Here is a 16019-nt window from a genome sequence, read left to right on the forward strand (position 1 = left end):
CTCGGGCCGTTGAACTGCGCTGCAACATTGTCAGCGCCAAGGCTCAGCGTGCTACGGCCAACTCATCGATCAAGTGCCGTTGAAATGCCGCAAACGCTTCCTTCGGTTGCTGCAGCTGCACAAACTCCAACATGGGGTCGGTGACTTCAGTCCTGATGCCAGCCAATTCCTCAATGGTCGCTAACCCGCAAAACGGCACATACGCTTCGGAGTACCCGCCTTCATGCACCAGAACGAGACGGCCTTGACACAACCGTTCGGCGGCTTCGCGCACGCAGCGAGTCATCTGCCGGTACGAGTCGCTGTGTAACAGCATCCGGGCGAGGGGATCGACGGCGTTGGCGTCGTAACCGCAGGCAACGATGATCAACTCGGGCTCGAAGCGCTCCAGCGCCGGAATCACGATACGCTCCATCGCATAGAGATAAGCCTCATGACCGCAGCCTGGGGGCAACGGAATATTGATATTCGCTCCCAATCCCGCGCCGCGGCCGCGATCGGCTTCACCGCTGTAACCGGCGGGGAAACAGCTGTCTTGATGCAGCGAAATGGTCAGCACATCACCGCGTTCCTCAAAGATTGATTGAGTACCGTTGCCGTGGTGCACATCCCAGTCGATCACCGCGACTTTGCCCAGGCCACGGTGTGCTTTTGCGGCTTCAATGGCGATGGCGATATTGGCCAGGAAGCAGAAACCCATGGCGCTGTCGGCCAGGCAGTGGTGACCCGGTGGGCGTGACAGAGAGTAGGCATTGTCGACCTCGCCGGACAGTACGGCATCGACCGCTGCCATGGCCAGTCCGGCGGACAGCCTGGCTATTTCATAACTGCCGGGCCCAATGGGAGCGTTCGGCCCCAATTCGCCGCCGCCGGCATCACTCATGGCCTTGAAGCGTTGCAGGTAGTCAGGCGTATGAACCCGTAGCAGATCCTCATCCGCTGCCGCATTGGCGCTTCGTACCTGTAAGTGTCGGGTCAGGCCGGAAACGTCCAGCAGGCTCTTCAGACGGCGCTTGGTTTCCGGCGATTCGGCGTGGCCGGCAGCGGCAGGCGGTTGCACCCAACCTCCCACCGGCAAGGTCAAGGCGTGCAGTCCGGCGCTGTGCCAGAGGCTGAGTTCGTCGAAGAAAAACGCACTTTTTCGGCTCATCGTTCTTTCCATTTTCTTTAGGGTAAAAGGACCACTCACGCGCTAGGGCGGCAGCTCAGAATCAACACCAGGGACAGCAAAGTGATGCAGGTCGCTCCGATAAGCAGCGATTGGAAACCGCCGCTGGCTTCGATCAGCCGGCCAGCCACTGTCGGGCCGATGGCGAGGCCACCACCGATCACAAGGTTGGAGGCATTCATCAGTTTTCCGGAACGGTCGAGGTCGGCCAGGCAGGCCAGAATCAACGGCAGAATGAAGGTCCAGGTGAACTTGAAAAGCAGCGCAGCCAAAGCAAAGCGCAGCATTTCAGGTTGGCCCAGCAACAGCAGCACCGAGCCTGCCATCAGCCCGTAACCCAGCAGCAACAACAGCAGGCGTGGCAGACGATTGCCGATCAGCGAGGCACAACCCGCACCGACAATGCCTGTCACCGTAGCAACGGCAAGAATCTCGCCGCTGGACTCGGCAGAGAGGCCGGCGTGGGTGCTGATGGAACCGATAAAGGTCCAGACGCCGCTCAGGCTGATGTAAAAACTCAGGATGGCAAGAATGCCCAGTGCCGCCTTCCACTTCGAGGCGAGGGCTACTCGCTCGGCGGTTTTCTCAGTCGGCGGGCTGCCTTGGGGAAAGTAACGGGCCATTGGCAAAAAGACCGTCATCAGCCCTGCAAGGATCAAGTAGCAGGCTGACAGCCCGTAGTGTTCGAACAGGCGTGGCAGGATGCTCAAGCCAATCGCCCCGACCACCAGTTGCCCCATCACCCATAAGCCATAGACGCGATCGGGGTTGGACGTCGAGGCGGCGCTGGACAGACAGATGATCATCAGTGAACCGCCGGCCAGGGCGCTGCAAAAGCGCAATGCCAGGAGTAGCGAATAATCGTGGGCAAGCATCGAGAGCAGGTTGGCTGCAATGAACAGTATCCCGGCCAGCAATGCGGCGCGGCGCCAGTCGATACGTTTGAGCCACCAGAGAGCGGGCAGGGTGGCCAGGCTCATAGCACCGAGTTCGGTGGAGAACAGATTGCCTATCTGTGACGGGCTCAGCTGCCATTGAGTTGCCAGTTGCGCCGCCACAGCCGGTGCGGTCATGAGGATGGTCGGGGTGATGGCGGCGAACAACACAATGGCTGCCAGCAATGCCAGTTGGGATGATGCGAGCGAACGGTGATTGGTCAGCGGTTTTGTCTGGGTGTTCATGTTCAAGCTCCGATGAATGAATTCAGAACACATGGACCAGACGCAGCAATGCGTCGGTACCGTGATAGCCGTTGTCGGTGGCGACGTTCTGCGAGAGGCTGAACATCAACTGATTCTGTTTATCGAGCCAGTGACCGACTTCGAAACCCACCTGGGTGTAGCGCTTGTGGGTGTCATCGATGCGTTGTTCATTGATCCGCAACTCGCCGCCATCGGCGTGGATCAGTCGCAACGCGCCATAGGTGCTCGACGTGAAGTCATAAGAGGCAAAAGCTTGCAAGCGATACAGAGGGTCCTGTTTGAGGTCATTGCTGAAGTAGTCGTCGTTCTTGCCATAGAGCTGGGCTTCGAGGTTGGCTTCCAGCACCCATTTTTCACCGATGCCCTGGGTGTAGTTGTAAACGAAGGTTGCCCCCCAGCGATTGGCACCGGGTGACACATCGGGATTTGTGCTGTGGTACTCGCCCACCGGCAGGGTAATCAGGGTCAGCAACCCGCTGTAGGTGCGCGAGGTGGGGTCGTTGATGAAGAACAGGGTGCCGCCGACCTGAGGATCACCGAAACCGCTTTCTCCGGTGTGCTGACTGGCACCTGGCAGGTGGGCGCTGATGTCGGCGAAGGGCACGATGAATTGTGGGGTGCAGAGGGTGCCGCAGATGTCGGTGAAAAAGACCTGGCGATAAGCCACGGCGTTGACCTTCAGGTCGGCCTTGCCCGTGCTGTCGGCGGGGCCGTGGAAATCATTGGCGCGGCTTGCCGGCAAATACAGCACGCCCAGGGTGGTGCCCGAAGGGGCGCCGAAAAAATCCCGGGCGTTGAGGTCGGCGGCGCCAGCATGCAGGCTCGACAGACCACTGATAAGAGCCAGTGCAGTGTTGCGGTTGAAGGTACTGGTCATGGGCATTGCGTCTCTTCTTTGAGTTGTTGTGCGGCGAACGGATCGCCCCTACGTGGCATAGGGAAAAAAGGGCAAAAGTGTCCCGTGGCTGTCAAAAAGGCAGCTAAAAAGTCAGCGCGAGTCAGCGGGGTAGATCAGTCAGGCGGGGCGTGCAGCAGATGGGCAATTCGGGCTTTGTCCTTGACCCCGAGTTTGCTGTAGATGGCGCGGATGTGGTGGCGCACGGTATTGGGTGACATGCCCAGATCGCGGGCGACTTCCTTGTAGGTCTTGCCTTCGCCGAAGCCTTGAGCCACATCGTTTTCTCGTGGACTCAATTGCATCAGCACAGTGCGGCTGCGGGCTGCCAGCAGGAACAGATCACCGACCGTCGAGGCCTCGATCTGCAGATGCTTGCCTTCATACCCATTAGCGTCCATTGCCACCGGCAGGCAAGGGCCGGTCCAGTCCGTCCACTCGGTCAGCAGCAAGTCGACGAAACCACGTTCCGCGCAGTGCAGTGTGCCGCGCTGGTCGCATACGGCGAGCGCCAGATTGCGCGGGCGGGTGAGGGTTTCGCGCATGGCCACAAGGGTGCGGATCTGGTTGGCCGATACCGCAGCAACCAGATGAAGCATGAGGTTGTTCAGCAACCGACAATCCTGATCGGAAAAGCGCGGTGCTTCGGGAGCGCGATACACCGTGAGGTGATCGCTGAGGTGGGTTTGTGGGTCGACGTACACAATGCACAGCAATTCGCCAATACCATAGGATTCGCCGAGCCAGTTGAGTCCGGAACCGTTGGAAGGGTCGCGCATGTCGACGATGACCGCTTGCCCGGGGATGTCGTGGACCCTGCCGACGGTCACGTCGATATGGCGAATCGATTGCCAGTCCGACAGGTAGCTGCGGGGCAATTTGTAGAGATAGGAGTTGTGTTCTTCAGGCAACCCTTCAATCAGCGCCGCACGCCCCCACCAGGCACTGTCGAAGGGTAACAACTGGTTGATGCAGCCCAGCGCGGCGTGGTGGAAATGCTCGATGTCTTTGTCCTGTGCCAGGCGCTGAAGCTCCAGTGTCATTGCACTGAACGCCTCTAGGAGGCTGGCGTGACCATGATCATGACGGCTCATTCGTATGTACCTCTGTGCGACATTTTTATTGTTTTCGTCACGAAGTCATTAAGGACCGAAACGTCGTTTGGACGTGGGCAGGGCCTGAGGACGAGTATCGGCGGGTTGAGAGAGTATCGCTATCCTACAGATGCACGATGGCTGCTACAGGAAGGCCTTTTGTGTGTGGCAGACAGGAGCAAACGCCTCAGCAGCCACGTACAAGCAATCATCTCCCGTTTGCTATCAGATCCAGTGTCTCGACTCGATGAACAAAGGACAGGCTGATGTTCTTCAAGAAACATAAACAGCAGCAGGCGCTCACCGAGGCCTTGCAACTGGAACGGTTTACACAAGAAAAAAACCAAATCGTGCAACGTCTGCGGGTCGCCGAGGAGCTGTCCAAGGGCCAGGCCTGCCAATTGGAGCGCAGCGAGCAGGCGCTTGAAACGCTTCGCCAACAGCTGGAACAGACCCGGCTCCGCGAGCAGGCGCTGGAGGCCGAGTTAAGCCTGCACGTGCAGTTGTCCCACCAGCACCGGCAGGAGGAGCAGATCTGGGAATTGTTGCAGTCAACGCTGACCGAGGGTTGCTGGGACATCACCGTGGTCAACGGTGATGTGCAGGATCCAGCCAGTTGCATGCGGTTTTCCAGTCAGTTCCGCCTCCTCATGGGGTATGCCCCGCACGAGCTGCCCGACGGTTGGGATGCTCAAGTCAACATCACCCATGCTGACGATCTGCCGAAGATCATGGCGATCTTCGATCGGGAAATCCTCGCAACCCACGGCAGTGGTGAATACGTCTTTGAATACCGGATGCGCCACAAGACCCGAGGTTACATCTGGTGTCGCGAGCGTGGTCGCGCAGCCCGTGATGAGCAGGGCCGCTTGACCCGAGTGATCGGCGCGGTGCGCGACATTAGCGATGAGCGTTCAGCCGAGGCCACCCATCAACGAATGCTCGAGCAGAATCAGGCGACCTACGGCCAGATCGCGACGGTGGTAGGAGTCATTAAAGGCATCGCCGACCAGACCAACTTGCTGGCCTTGAACGCCGCCATCGAAGCGGCCAGGGCGGGGGAGGTCGGGCGCGGGTTTTCAGTGGTGGCCGATGAAGTGCGCAAACTGGCGGAAAATACCCGCCAGGCGACTCATCAGATTCAGACGATGTTGCATCAGCACAAACAGTAAACCGCGTCAGGAGCTGCGCCAGGCAGCTCCTGACATGGATTAGAAAGGCACGGCCACGGTCAGTTGGCTGTAGACATTGGTCCCGTTGCCACCAACCTGATTACCGCCGTTGCTTTCATCCTTTTCCGGCTTATACAGGCCCACCAACGGGGTGACGATCAGGTGCTCGTTCACCGCCCATTCGGCATACAGGTCCAGTTCACGACCATCGAGGTCCAGCGCATTGTTCTTGTGCAGGGTCTTGTAGTCGAAAAACAGCACGCCAACGGTCACTGGCTCCAGTGGTTTGACTTTGAGCGCCACATGCTGGATCGCGGTGTTGCTGTTGAACGGGCCCGAATAATTACCGGCCACTTCGCCCTGGAACCAGGTGCCGTAGCCACGGTTGACACCGTTGAACATCGAATCCCAATCTTTGGAATAGCGGCTGTAACGGTACGTCAGGTCCGGCGACCATGGCAGGTCGGCAAAGGTGTAGCCGGCTTCGGTGTACCAGGCTTTTTCCGGGCCGGCGTCCTTGTCCTGCCAGGCATATTCGAAGGAAAAGTGAGCGTTCTCTATTCCGGCATTGCCAGCGCCCCGCAGGCTATAAATGTTCATGCCTTCACGTTGCTTCTGGAAGTCGCTGGCATAACGATCATCGACGTCAATGCCGTGAATATACGTCAGCCCGAGGGTACCTGGCGCGGCGGTGTATTCCAGGGTGCTGGCGGCCATCTCGGTCTTGGCCTGGGCGCGGTTGTCCGACTTGATCCACATCAGGCTGCCGTGCACGCCTTCCTTGCCGCCCAGGCGCAGGACGGCCGTTTCGTCGAATGCGTGGCGCGCCGCGAGATAATAGGCACCACCTCGGTTGAACTCACCATCCGCCACACCTTTACCCAGGTTCAGGCCGTCGTCGTTGATGATGAAACCGTCACCGAGAGTAATGACCTGGCGCCCAAACGACACATCCACGCCATCCTTGCCAAGTACCGGGAACAGGTCGCCGGAACGCCAGCCGGCGAAGGCTTCATCAAACTTTGTGGTTCGTTCGGTACCGTCGGTGATGCCCGCCGCATCGCCATCGCCCCAGGTGCCGGAACTGACCAGATTGGCCGTGCCGTAGGCGCTGCCCAGGCCGCCGAGCGTTTGCTCGACACTCAAGCCATACTTGATAAATCCTTCGCGCCAGCTAGACCCGCCTGTGGTGCCGTCATAGTTCTTGCGACTGTTGAACATCCCATAGACCGCGAGGAAGTTGCCCGTGACCTTGGTGTCGTTATCGGCATACAGCTCGTACGCCTGGGCCGACGAGTCGGCGATCAAGAGCGCGATACCCAGACCAACGGCCTTGGGCAGCGCTCGTGCTTTCAGTGTTTGCTCCATTGTTGTTTTCCCCAGCTTTTGTTGGACAGTTCGATAGGTCGAGTGCGCATTAGGGCGACTGGAGGTGGGGGAAGTCTTTCACCTGCGTGCCAGGCATTTGATCCTGTCAGCCACGCGGTGAAGCATGGCAGGGAGCAACAAGACCGGCGGCAGACATGGGCAAGACGATCTGGGTGGCAGAGGAGCACAGTCACTCTGCACACGGCGCCGTTTCGCTCAGGGACTGGCTGGGGAGGGCTTTATCGCCGGCTCCTTGAACGGCTCGATACATCCACTATAAAAATCCGCTTTCGAGGATCTGCACTATGTCGATCAATGACAGACTCACCGAGCATTTGAACCGGGGCACGGTCGGTTTTCCCACTGCGCTCGCCAGTACCATTGGTCTGATCATGGCCAGCCCGGTGATTCTCACCGCGACCATGGGCTTTGGCATCGGCGGCAGCGCCTTCGCGGTGGCCATGCTGATTGCCGTGGTGATGATGTTGGCCCAGGCGACCACCTTCGCTGAAGCGGCATCGATCCTGCCGACTACCGGTTCGGTCTACGACTACATCAATTGCGGCATGGGCCGCTTCTTTGCTATCACTGGCACGTTGTCGGCCTACCTGATCGTGCATGTGTTCGCAGGCACTGCCGAGACCATTCTTTCCGGGGTCATGGCCCTGGTGAACTTCGAGCACCTCAATACCTTGGCAGAATCTGCCGGTGGTTCCTGGTTGCTTGGGGTTGGGTTCGTCGTGGTGTTCGGGATTCTCAATGCCTTCGGCGTCAGCGCCTTCGGCAGGGCAGAGATCATTCTGACCTTCGGCATGTGGACCACGTTGATGGTGTTTGGCGTGTTGGGGTTGATCGCGGCGCCAGCGGTGCAACTGGATGGCTGGTTCGGTGTATCCCTTGTGGGTACTGACCTGATCACCATCCTGTCGCTGGTGGGCATGGCCATGTTCATGTTCGTCGGTTGTGAGTTCGTCACCCCTCTGGCGCCGGACTTGCGCCAATCGGCCAAGGTCATGCCCAAGGCGATGATTCTGGGGTTGTTGAGCGTTGCGTCGTGCATGTTCATCTATGGCGCGGCAATGAAGCGTCAAGTGGAGAACGTGTTGCTTGATGCCGCCGGTGGCGTGCATCTGCTCGATACACCGATGGCCATTCCAAAGTTCGCCGAGCAGGTGATGGGCAATATCGGTCCGATGTGGCTGGGGATCGGCTTTCTGTTTGCCGGGGCGGCGACCATCAATACGCTGATGGCGGGTGTGCCGAGGATTCTTTACGGCATGGCAGTCGACGGCGCGTTGCCCAAGGTCTTCACCTACTTGCACCCACGCTTCAAGACGCCGCTGCTGTGCATTCTGGTGGCGATGCTGATTCCTTGCCTGCATGCGCTGTATCTGGGCGGTAACACTGACAACATCATGCATCTAGTGTTGGCCGCCGTTTGTGCCTGGAGTTTTGCCTATCTGCTGGTGACGCTGTCGGTGGTAATGCTGCGCATCCGTCGTCCCGATCTGCCACGGGCCTATCGCTCGCCCTTCTTCCCGTTGCCACAGATCCTTTCCAGCGTCGGCATCCTGCTGGGCATGTGGTTTATCACGCCGCCCGGCATGAACCCCGCGGATATCTATGTCCCGTTCGCGGTGATGCTTGGTGGCACCGCGGTGTACGCGCTGTTCTGGACGTTAGTCGTACAGAAGGTCAATCCATTCAAGCCTGCTTCGGTGGAAGAAGTGCTGGCCAAGGAGTTCTCCAATGAACCGGGGCACCCCGACAACGGGTATATCGACCATGCTGCAAAAACTGTCTGAGCTGTTCAGCGCCAGACGCGCCCCAGCCGGTTATCGACCTGGGGTGACGCTCGAGCACCTGCGGCGCAACCTCGGTCTGGCCAGTTTCGAGCAGACAGAGCCGACAGCGGCCCGGGCTTCGCTGGACGATGGCAGCCTGCAATTGGAGATCGTCGAGCGCACCGAGTCGCAGCTGTTGATGCACCTGGTCATGACCGAGTTCGTGATCCGGGTGCCTGCCTCGACTGAGGGCGCGGCGAGCTTCGAACTGCACCATAGCGGGGCTGTTCGACGGACCGGGATCCGCTGTCGGCAGCGTGCTGGAGATCCCGCGCTATTAGCCAGGTTGCAAGCCAGGTTGCAGGAAGACAGTGCGCTGCACCAGGCCTTGATGCCGTTGGACTTCAAACGCTTGCGCATCGATCTGCAAGGGCATCAGTGGTGCGTACGGCTGGAGCATATGGGTGGCAGCGAGGTGGTCAACCGGATGCCGGCCTTTCGTCGCTACATCGCTTTGAGCCGTGATCAACGCACTTGGCTGCTTGAAGCGTTGACTGGATTGCAGCGCTTGTTGCGCACGCTTTGATTCGCGATTTTTGGCATCATTAGTGCTACCCACTTTGGCAGACACGTACTTGTTGCGCGCATATAGATAACATGTTAACTATTGTGCAACAAAAACAAAAAGCCATTGTGGAGAGCCCCATGAGCATCCATCAGTCTATGCAAGATGGGTTGGAAACCTGGACCCGGGATCTGCGAGCAGCCTGTGGTCATTTCGACACAGAATTGGCCTACAACCGTTCGCTGTTCATTGGCGAGGTTTCCGAGTGTTCCCGGGGCGGTCTGTCCTTGGCGAACTTGCGTACCAACGCAGGGCTTATCAAGCGCGACAAGCCCAACGCCGATCACGACAACGAACAGGATTGCTTCCTGGTCAGCCAGCGCAGCGGTTACTGCCAGATCACCCAGTACGGACAGAGCATCCAGTTGGCTCCCGGGGACCTGCTGCTGATGGACTCGGCAGGTTCCATTGAAATCAGCCCATTCGGGCTGATCGAGCATGTCTCGGTCTCCTTGTCCCGCAACGAAGTGTGCAAACAGCTTGGCAGCCAGTCCCGGACGTTCGGCAAGATTTCCTCGAGCAAGGCCTGTGGGCGGATGCTGCATGTGCTGGTGGATCAGCTGTGCAAGGACGCGTGGGTGGGCGAGGGCGCAGTCGGTGAGGGTGAGGCGTTGCAATCGGCTTTTGTATCGTTGCTGGGTTCGGCATTCGATCAGGATCAGGTGTCGGGGGATGACGTTACTTCGTTGCAGGGCAACAACCTGCGCAGTTATGTGCAGAAAGTCATCGACGAGTCCCTGACCCAGCCGGGCTTGAGTCCCGTCGGGCTGGCCAATCGATTGAACATTTCAGTGCGGCACTTGTATCGGTTATTTGAAGAGCAGGACGATAGCGTCTGTCGCTACATTCAACGGGCGCGGCTCAAGCGCAGCGCCGATGACCTGACCAATCCGTTCTTGCGTAGCGAATCGATCACCTCCATCGCTTACAAGTGGGGTTTCACCGACTCGGCGCATTTCAGCCGCTCGTTCAAGAAGCAGTTCGAGCTGTCACCCAAGGATTTTCGTTCCAGTCATTTGCAGCAGGCGGTGGGGACGGCTTGACTCTCTGAATGAAAAAGGGGGCTTTTCAAAGCCCCCTTCCAGCATGAAAAAACGCTATATCAAACCTCTGGCAAGGTCGAGCCGCCATCGACCACCAGCGTCTGTCCGGTGATGTAAGTTGCCAGATCCGATGCTAGAAACAGCATGGCTCCGGCAATATCCGCCGCCTTGCCAAGCCGTCCCAGGGGCACTCGACTGGCGATATTTTCGTTCAGTTGGTCGTCCCCCAGATTGCCCATGGCTGGCGTCGCGATCATGCCCGGCTCGACGCCATTGACCCGCACGTTGTGTCCGGCCAGTTCCAGTGCCGCGTTGCGGATGAAACCGTTGACCCCGGCTTTTGATGCCGCGTAATGGCTCAGCCCCGGATAAGCCACTTTTGGGCCGGTAACTGACGAAGTGACCAGCACACAACCACCGCCCTGACGGTGAAACATCGGCAAGGCCGCCTGGGTCAGCCAGAACAATGCCGAGAGATTGACCGCCAGGGTGCGCTCGAGAATGGATGGCGTGATGTCGGCAAACGGTGTCAGCGGAAAATACCCGGCGTTGTGCACCAGAATATCGAGCCGACCCCAGCGTTGCTCCAGTGCCCGGACCATCTCGAACACTGCCGTGGCATCGGCCAGATCGACGCCCACAGCTTCGACCTGACACGTCTGCCCGGACAATTCGCTGGCCAGTGCCTGAGCCTGTGACAGTTGCAGGTCGGCGATTACCACTCGCGCACCGCGCCAGGCGAAGGCTTCGACGATCGCCCGGCCAATGCCTTGGGCGCCGCCGGTCACCAGTACGGTTTTACCGCTGAAATCCAGGTCATCAGGCATGAGACGGCTCCATGTGGGTGTAGGCCAGGGTCGGCACATCGACGATGCTCGAGCCGCCGTCGGCCACCACGGTTGCGCCCGTGATAATCGACGCTTCGCTAGAGGCCAGGAAGCGGCAAACCCTGGCCATTTCCTCGGCGCTGGCCGGTCGTCGCAACGGCACGTCGGCGCAGACCCGGTCATAGGCTTGCTGCAGCGTTTCGCCATAAAAATCCATCAGCGGCTGCATCTCCTGATCGGCCATGGGCGTGCGCACCCAGCCCGGGCAGACGGCGTTCACTCGTACACCGCGCGGGCCGTAATCTCTGGCCAGCGAACGATTGAGGCCGAGCAGCGCATGCTTGGCGGTGGTGTAGCCGCAGACTTCGGGGCCCGCCGCCAGTGAGGCAATGGACCCGATCAGCACGATGTTGCCGGTACTTTCCAGCAGCAGAGGCAGGCAGGCCCGGGCACTGTAGAAGGCACTGTCCAGGTTGCTGCGCAACGCCGCTTCCCAGGTTTGCGGGCTGGTGTCGGTGGCGCTGCCCAGGCCAAGGCCGCCGGCACAGGCCAGCAGTACATCAAGGCGCCCGTAGCGCTGACGAATCTGTGCCACGAATCCTGCCCAGGCGTCCGGGCAGGCGGCATCGCCGACCAAAACCAGCCCGCCGGTCTCCCGGGCAATTTGCTCCAGGGGCTCGCGGCGGCGGCCGATCAACACCAGACTGGCGCCTTCGGCTGCATACAGCCGGGCACAGGCAGCACCGATGCCCGTCCCGGCACCGGTGATTGCAACGATACGTGGCTCAGGCATTGGGATACTCCGTCCGGTTGAGAACCTGGCAGTAAGAGCTGACCGGAAAGTTCGACAGTTCATCGAAGGACGACCCGGCATAACCGAAGATCTTGCCGTCGCTGCGGTGCTGTTGCAGGTCGATCAGCACCAGGCCGAGGGTCGGGATGATCTTCTCGCGCCAGACGAACAGGTACAGCTGATCGGCGATCTTGTAGTAGTGACAACGGTCGGTGTCGCACAGGCCTTGCTCGACGCCCTTGAGGCACTGCCAGGAATAGAACTGATCGTTGAGGTAGATGTGTTCGTAGACTTCACTTGGGCTGTAGCGATACAGGTTGCGCAGGCCGCTCAGTTCGCTGGTCGGTGCGTGAGGGCATTGGCCTTCCTGCCACGGACGATCAAGGCTGCCATGCAAAAACTCGACTTCGACCGAGGTCAGGTGCTTGCCCGCCAGCGCACGGCTGTAGAGGCCTTCACGGGTTTGATCCTGGGTCGGCATGCGGCCGATCACGGCGGTGAATGCAGCGCTAACGGTGTCGAGCACCAGGCTGATCGACCAGGCTTGACCACCTTCGTGCTTGATGAAGTCCACCAGGTACAGACCTGGACGCACTGAGGTGGCTCGATAGTTTGCAGTGCCCGTGGAGTGCCCATCGGCAGCGGTCCAGGATAGGACTTCGGTGTCGAAACGATGTTCGATCTGCCAGCCATTGGCGAAGTTCAGCGTGAAGGCCTTGCCGTTCAGGTCGGCCAGGTTCGGCAGGATGAAGGCTTCAGGGGCGAAGCCGTCGGCCAGGGCGCCAACGGTGATCCAGTCGGATGATGTTGTCATTGCAATGCTCCAGTTGAGTGAAATAACAATCTGGAGCATGCGGTTCGCAAACAAGCTCGCCTATCAACCGGATGGTTGAGCCGGGCTAAAAAATCAGAGCTGGAGAAACAGGGTTCCGACCAGCTCGGTGCGGCTGCTGACGCCGGTCTTGCGAAACAGGTTGATCAGGTGGGTCTTGATGGTCGGCAGACCGACTTTCAGTTCCAGGGCCAGTTGCTTGTTGCTGGCGCCCTGGCGCAGTAACAACGCGATCTGCCGCTCCTTGGGCGTCAGGCCGGTCAGCGGATCTTCGCAGGGCTGTATGTTCGCGACGGCGAGTTGCAGCAGGGACTGCAAGGCATTGAGCTGGGCCAGTTGGTCGGTGGTGAAGGCGCCTTGTTCGGCGGTGCGTAACATCGAGATCGCGGCCTGAGGCTGGCCGGCGCGATGGGCGAGGATTTCCACCACATCGACAATGCCATAGCGCTGCAGAAAGTCCCGATAGCGCCGACTGTCCCGTGTCGGCTGTCGGGCCATGGCAAAACCCAGAGGCACCACGGCTCGCCCGCTGGACAGGCAATTTCGCGGTTGCAAAGGGTCGAACCGACGGTAGTTGTCCAGATAGTCGCGATGCATCTCATCGCTCATGCAATGCAGCCGGAAGTCACGGGCTTGCAGTTGCCGGTCGACACAGTAGAACGCCGCCTGACTGGCAGGTACGAGTTGAGTGAAAGCTTGCAGGCAATGGCCGGCGATTTCCTGGGTGGGGAGGGCATTCATGTTCGGTACCTCGCCAAGGGGCTACCGGCTGTTCGCCGGCAACCCGAATCGGTCAAGCGACAGCGAAGTAGTGTTTGACGAAACTTTCGCTGACCACTTCCCACAGCACGGGAGTGCCTTTGGTCACGAACCAGCTGTCGCCGGCCTTGTAGCGAGCACTCTGGCCGGTGGATTCGTTGGTCAGGACCACTTCGCCGGTAACCACCGTAGCTTGTTCGGCGAACGGATAGACCATGCGGAACTTGCCCTGGGTGGTGCCGAAATAGGCACTGCTGACCGGGTCGGTCGGTGCGCCGAAAGTCATTTTGCCGAAGGCTTTGACTTCGCCTTCGAGGATTTCCGAGCCGAGGTCGGCAACGGAGCCCCAGGCGTCCAGTTCGGACAGCTGGATGTCTTTCTTGAGGGTGGTAAGGGTCATGGCAGTTGCTCCTGATGAGTAAAAAAACAGAAAAGGGAAGAGCGCCTTGGCAGTTACCGACGCCCGTTCCAATAACCTGACAGCTGGTGCCAGGACTTGCCGGCGGTCAGCAACAGTGGGCGAAACGCATCTTTGCCAAGGATGGTAGGGCGGTGGATCGAGCTGACCAGGTCATAGCGCGCCGAGCCTTCACTCATGCCTTCGGCCAGCACCTTGCAGATGATGTGGCTGGGGGTGACGCCGAAGCCCGAATAGCCCTGAACGAAGAAGGCGTTGCTGCGACCGGGCAGGGTGCCGATCTGCGGGAACAGATTCGGGCTGCAGGCCATCGGACCGCCCCAGGCCAGATCGATTTTCACGTCCTTGAGGTACGGGAAAATCTTCAGCATCAGGTTGCGGTTCCAGGCTTTCAGGTCCAGGGGGATGTGCTCGACCAGCGGTGTGGCCGCACCGAACAACAGACGGTTTTCGTTGGTGACGCGGTAGTAGTCGATCACCGGACGAATGTCGCTGTAGGCGCCGCGAATCGGGCTGATGCGGTTGATCAACTCGTCCGACAGTGGCTCGGTCATCATCTGGAAAGCGTAAGTGTTTATGGTCGAGCGGTGCAGCTCAGGTTCCAGCTTGTTGAGGAAACTGTCGCAGGCCCACAGAAGCTTGCTGGCCTTTACTGAACCACGGCCGGTGCGCACGGTGATGCGCTCGCCATAGCTGACTTCCAGCGCTGGACTGTTCTCGAAAATCCGCACGCCGTGCCCAACCAGTGCCTTGGCTTCACCGAGTAGCAGGTTCAACGAATGGACGTGACCGCCGCCCGTGTGCAGCAATGCGCTGCTGTAGGCATCGGAGCCGATGATTTGCTTGACGTCCGAACCACCGAGAAAGCGAATCTCGTGTTTGCTGTTGATCGATTTGAAGTCTTTTTCCCAGGCGCGCAGGGTCTTTTCCTGGCGAGCGTTGAAGCCCATGTAGCCGTAGCCGTGGCAGAAGTCGGCATCGATGTTGTACTTGGCGATGCGGTCCTTGATGATGTCCGCGCCCAGGTCGCTGATCTCGAAGACCTGGCGCAGACCGTCCTCGCCCACGTCCTTCTTGATCTTCTCCAGGTCGTGACCGATGCCGGCCATGATCTGCCCTCCATTGCGCCCGGTGCCACCGAAACCCAGGTAACGCGCCTCCAGCACAACGATGTTGGTGATGCCTTTTTCGGCGAGCTCAAGCGCGGTATTGATGCCGGAGAAACCACCGCCAATGACCACAACGTCGGCTTCCACATCCTGTTCCAGGGTCGGGAAGCTGAGATTGTATTTTTTGGTGGCCGTGTAATAGGTGGGCGTTTCGATATTGATCATGGCGCAGCCTGAAAAAGTGAAGAAAAACTCAACGCAGGGCCTTTGATTAGCTCTGTACCGGATGACTCCTATTAAGAGCCTTGGCTCGGTGGATGTCTTGATTCTCTATGCCGGGATTTTTGATTCAGCGCGCCAGAAGGCCTTTGCGATAAGAAGTTATGGCGCGTTCGGGAGGACAGGATGATAGAGTTTCGTTAAATTATTAACTAAATCAACCGTGATCCTGACTCCGATGCTCAAACCCCGGCAATCCCTGACCTTGACCCTGCTGCAAGCACGTGAAGCAGCCATGAGTTTTTTTCGTCCCTCGCTCAACCAGCACGGGTTGACTGAACAACAGTGGCGGGTTATCCGCATTCTCAGTCAGCACGGGGAGCTGGAAATCTACCGGCTGGCGGAACTGGCGTGCATCCTCAAACCGAGCATGACCGGTGTGCTGGTGCGCATGGAGGCGGCCGGCATGGTCCATCGGCGCAAGGCCGAGCAGGACCAGCGACGGGTGCTGGTGACCCTGGCCGAAAAGGGCGAGGCGTGCTTTGAGTCCATGAGCCAGTGCATGGAAGAGAACTACCAACGGTTGCAGGCACAGTTGGGAGAGGAGAAGTTGCAGACGTTGCTCGGGCTGCTCAACGAGTTGAAGACCATCAAGCGCTGACAATATCGGAGCGATTTCGCGAGCGAGCTTGCTCGCGAAATCGAATGACG

General features: G+C 59.2%; 16 protein-coding genes. 5 read left to right on the forward strand and 11 right to left on the reverse strand.

What is annotated here, in order from left to right:
- Positions 1–43: 43 nt before the first annotated feature.
- The 4 genes from PGR6_RS12420 to PGR6_RS12435 all read right to left on the reverse strand — a co-directional run bounded on the left by PGR6_RS12420 (position 44) and on the right by PGR6_RS12435 (position 4359).
- Positions 44–1150, reverse strand: a complete 1107-nt coding sequence (locus PGR6_RS12420) for a class II histone deacetylase (protein WP_018927900.1) — start codon at positions 1148–1150, stop codon at positions 44–46.
- Positions 1151–1185: 35 nt separating this feature from the next.
- Positions 1186–2349, reverse strand: coding sequence for an MFS transporter (locus PGR6_RS12425; RefSeq protein ID WP_064617361.1), 1164 nt, complete (start codon positions 2347–2349; stop codon positions 1186–1188).
- A gap of 22 nt (positions 2350–2371) precedes the next feature.
- The gene (locus PGR6_RS12430; RefSeq protein ID WP_177343083.1) at positions 2372–3253 is read right to left on the reverse strand and encodes a transporter; all 882 of its coding nucleotides are present in this window, start codon (positions 3251–3253) and stop codon (positions 2372–2374) included.
- Positions 3254–3381: 128 nt separating this feature from the next.
- Positions 3382–4359, reverse strand: a complete 978-nt coding sequence (locus tag PGR6_RS12435) for a helix-turn-helix transcriptional regulator (protein WP_064617365.1) — start codon at positions 4357–4359, stop codon at positions 3382–3384.
- Positions 4360–4625: 266 nt separating this feature from the next.
- On the opposite strand from PGR6_RS12435, the gene PGR6_RS30570 reads away from it, so the two are divergent.
- Positions 4626–5531, forward strand: coding sequence for a methyl-accepting chemotaxis protein (locus PGR6_RS30570; RefSeq protein WP_018927904.1), 906 nt, complete (start codon positions 4626–4628; stop codon positions 5529–5531).
- Between the two features lie 39 nt (positions 5532–5570).
- Here the strand turns inward: PGR6_RS30570 and PGR6_RS12445 are convergent, their stop codons facing one another.
- Positions 5571–6899, reverse strand: coding sequence for a hypothetical protein (locus PGR6_RS12445; protein WP_018927905.1), 1329 nt, complete (start codon positions 6897–6899; stop codon positions 5571–5573).
- Between the two features lie 305 nt (positions 6900–7204).
- On the opposite strand from PGR6_RS12445, the gene PGR6_RS12450 reads away from it, so the two are divergent.
- The 3 genes from PGR6_RS12450 to feaR all read left to right on the forward strand — a co-directional run bounded on the left by PGR6_RS12450 (position 7205) and on the right by feaR (position 10351).
- Positions 7205–8704, forward strand: a complete 1500-nt coding sequence (locus PGR6_RS12450; RefSeq protein ID WP_064617366.1) for an APC family permease — start codon at positions 7205–7207, stop codon at positions 8702–8704.
- Positions 8685–9269 (forward strand): DUF3156 family protein, encoded by a 585-nt coding sequence (locus tag PGR6_RS12455; protein ID WP_064617369.1) that lies wholly within the window; start codon positions 8685–8687, stop codon positions 9267–9269. Before PGR6_RS12450 ends, PGR6_RS12455 begins: the two co-directional genes overlap by 20 nt.
- Positions 9270–9388: 119 nt before the next feature.
- The gene (gene feaR, locus PGR6_RS12460; protein WP_064617372.1) at positions 9389–10351 is read left to right on the forward strand and encodes a transcriptional regulator FeaR; all 963 of its coding nucleotides are present in this window, start codon (positions 9389–9391) and stop codon (positions 10349–10351) included.
- 59 nt (positions 10352–10410) lie between these two features.
- On the opposite strand, the gene PGR6_RS12465 is transcribed toward feaR, so the two are convergent.
- From PGR6_RS12465 to PGR6_RS12490, 6 genes are all read right to left on the reverse strand, one after another.
- Positions 10411–11178 carry an SDR family oxidoreductase gene (locus PGR6_RS12465; protein ID WP_064617376.1) on the reverse strand — a complete coding sequence of 256 codons (768 nt, stop codon included), beginning with the start codon at positions 11176–11178 and terminating at the stop codon, positions 10411–10413.
- The gene (locus PGR6_RS12470; RefSeq protein WP_064617379.1) at positions 11171–11971 is read right to left on the reverse strand and encodes an SDR family NAD(P)-dependent oxidoreductase; all 801 of its coding nucleotides are present in this window, start codon (positions 11969–11971) and stop codon (positions 11171–11173) included. The genes PGR6_RS12465 and PGR6_RS12470 overlap by 8 nt, the downstream gene beginning before the upstream one ends.
- Positions 11964–12785 carry a molybdenum cofactor biosynthesis F family protein gene (locus tag PGR6_RS12475; RefSeq protein ID WP_064617382.1) on the reverse strand — a complete coding sequence of 274 codons (822 nt, stop codon included), beginning with the start codon at positions 12783–12785 and terminating at the stop codon, positions 11964–11966. Before PGR6_RS12475 ends, PGR6_RS12470 begins: the two co-directional genes overlap by 8 nt.
- Positions 12786–12878: 93 nt before the next feature.
- Complete coding sequence (locus tag PGR6_RS12480; protein ID WP_018927912.1) at positions 12879–13544, reverse strand: helix-turn-helix transcriptional regulator; 666 nt, start codon at positions 13542–13544, stop codon at positions 12879–12881.
- Positions 13545–13596: 52 nt separating this feature from the next.
- On the reverse strand, positions 13597–13962 hold the full coding sequence (locus PGR6_RS12485; RefSeq protein WP_018927913.1) for a cupin domain-containing protein: 366 nt from the start codon (positions 13960–13962) through the stop codon (positions 13597–13599).
- A gap of 53 nt (positions 13963–14015) precedes the next feature.
- A complete protein-coding gene (locus PGR6_RS12490) occupies positions 14016–15314 on the reverse strand; it encodes an NAD(P)/FAD-dependent oxidoreductase (RefSeq protein WP_064617385.1) in 1299 nt (432 codons plus the stop codon).
- A gap of 232 nt (positions 15315–15546) precedes the next feature.
- On the opposite strand from PGR6_RS12490, the gene hpaR reads away from it, so the two are divergent.
- On the forward strand, positions 15547–15969 hold the full coding sequence (gene hpaR / locus PGR6_RS12495) for a homoprotocatechuate degradation operon regulator HpaR (protein ID WP_064621252.1): 423 nt from the start codon (positions 15547–15549) through the stop codon (positions 15967–15969).
- The last annotated feature ends 50 nt before the right edge of the window (positions 15970–16019 follow it).

It is taken from the genome of Pseudomonas sp. GR 6-02, from assembly GCF_001655615.1.
GTDB lineage: Bacteria > Pseudomonadota > Gammaproteobacteria > Pseudomonadales > Pseudomonadaceae > Aquipseudomonas.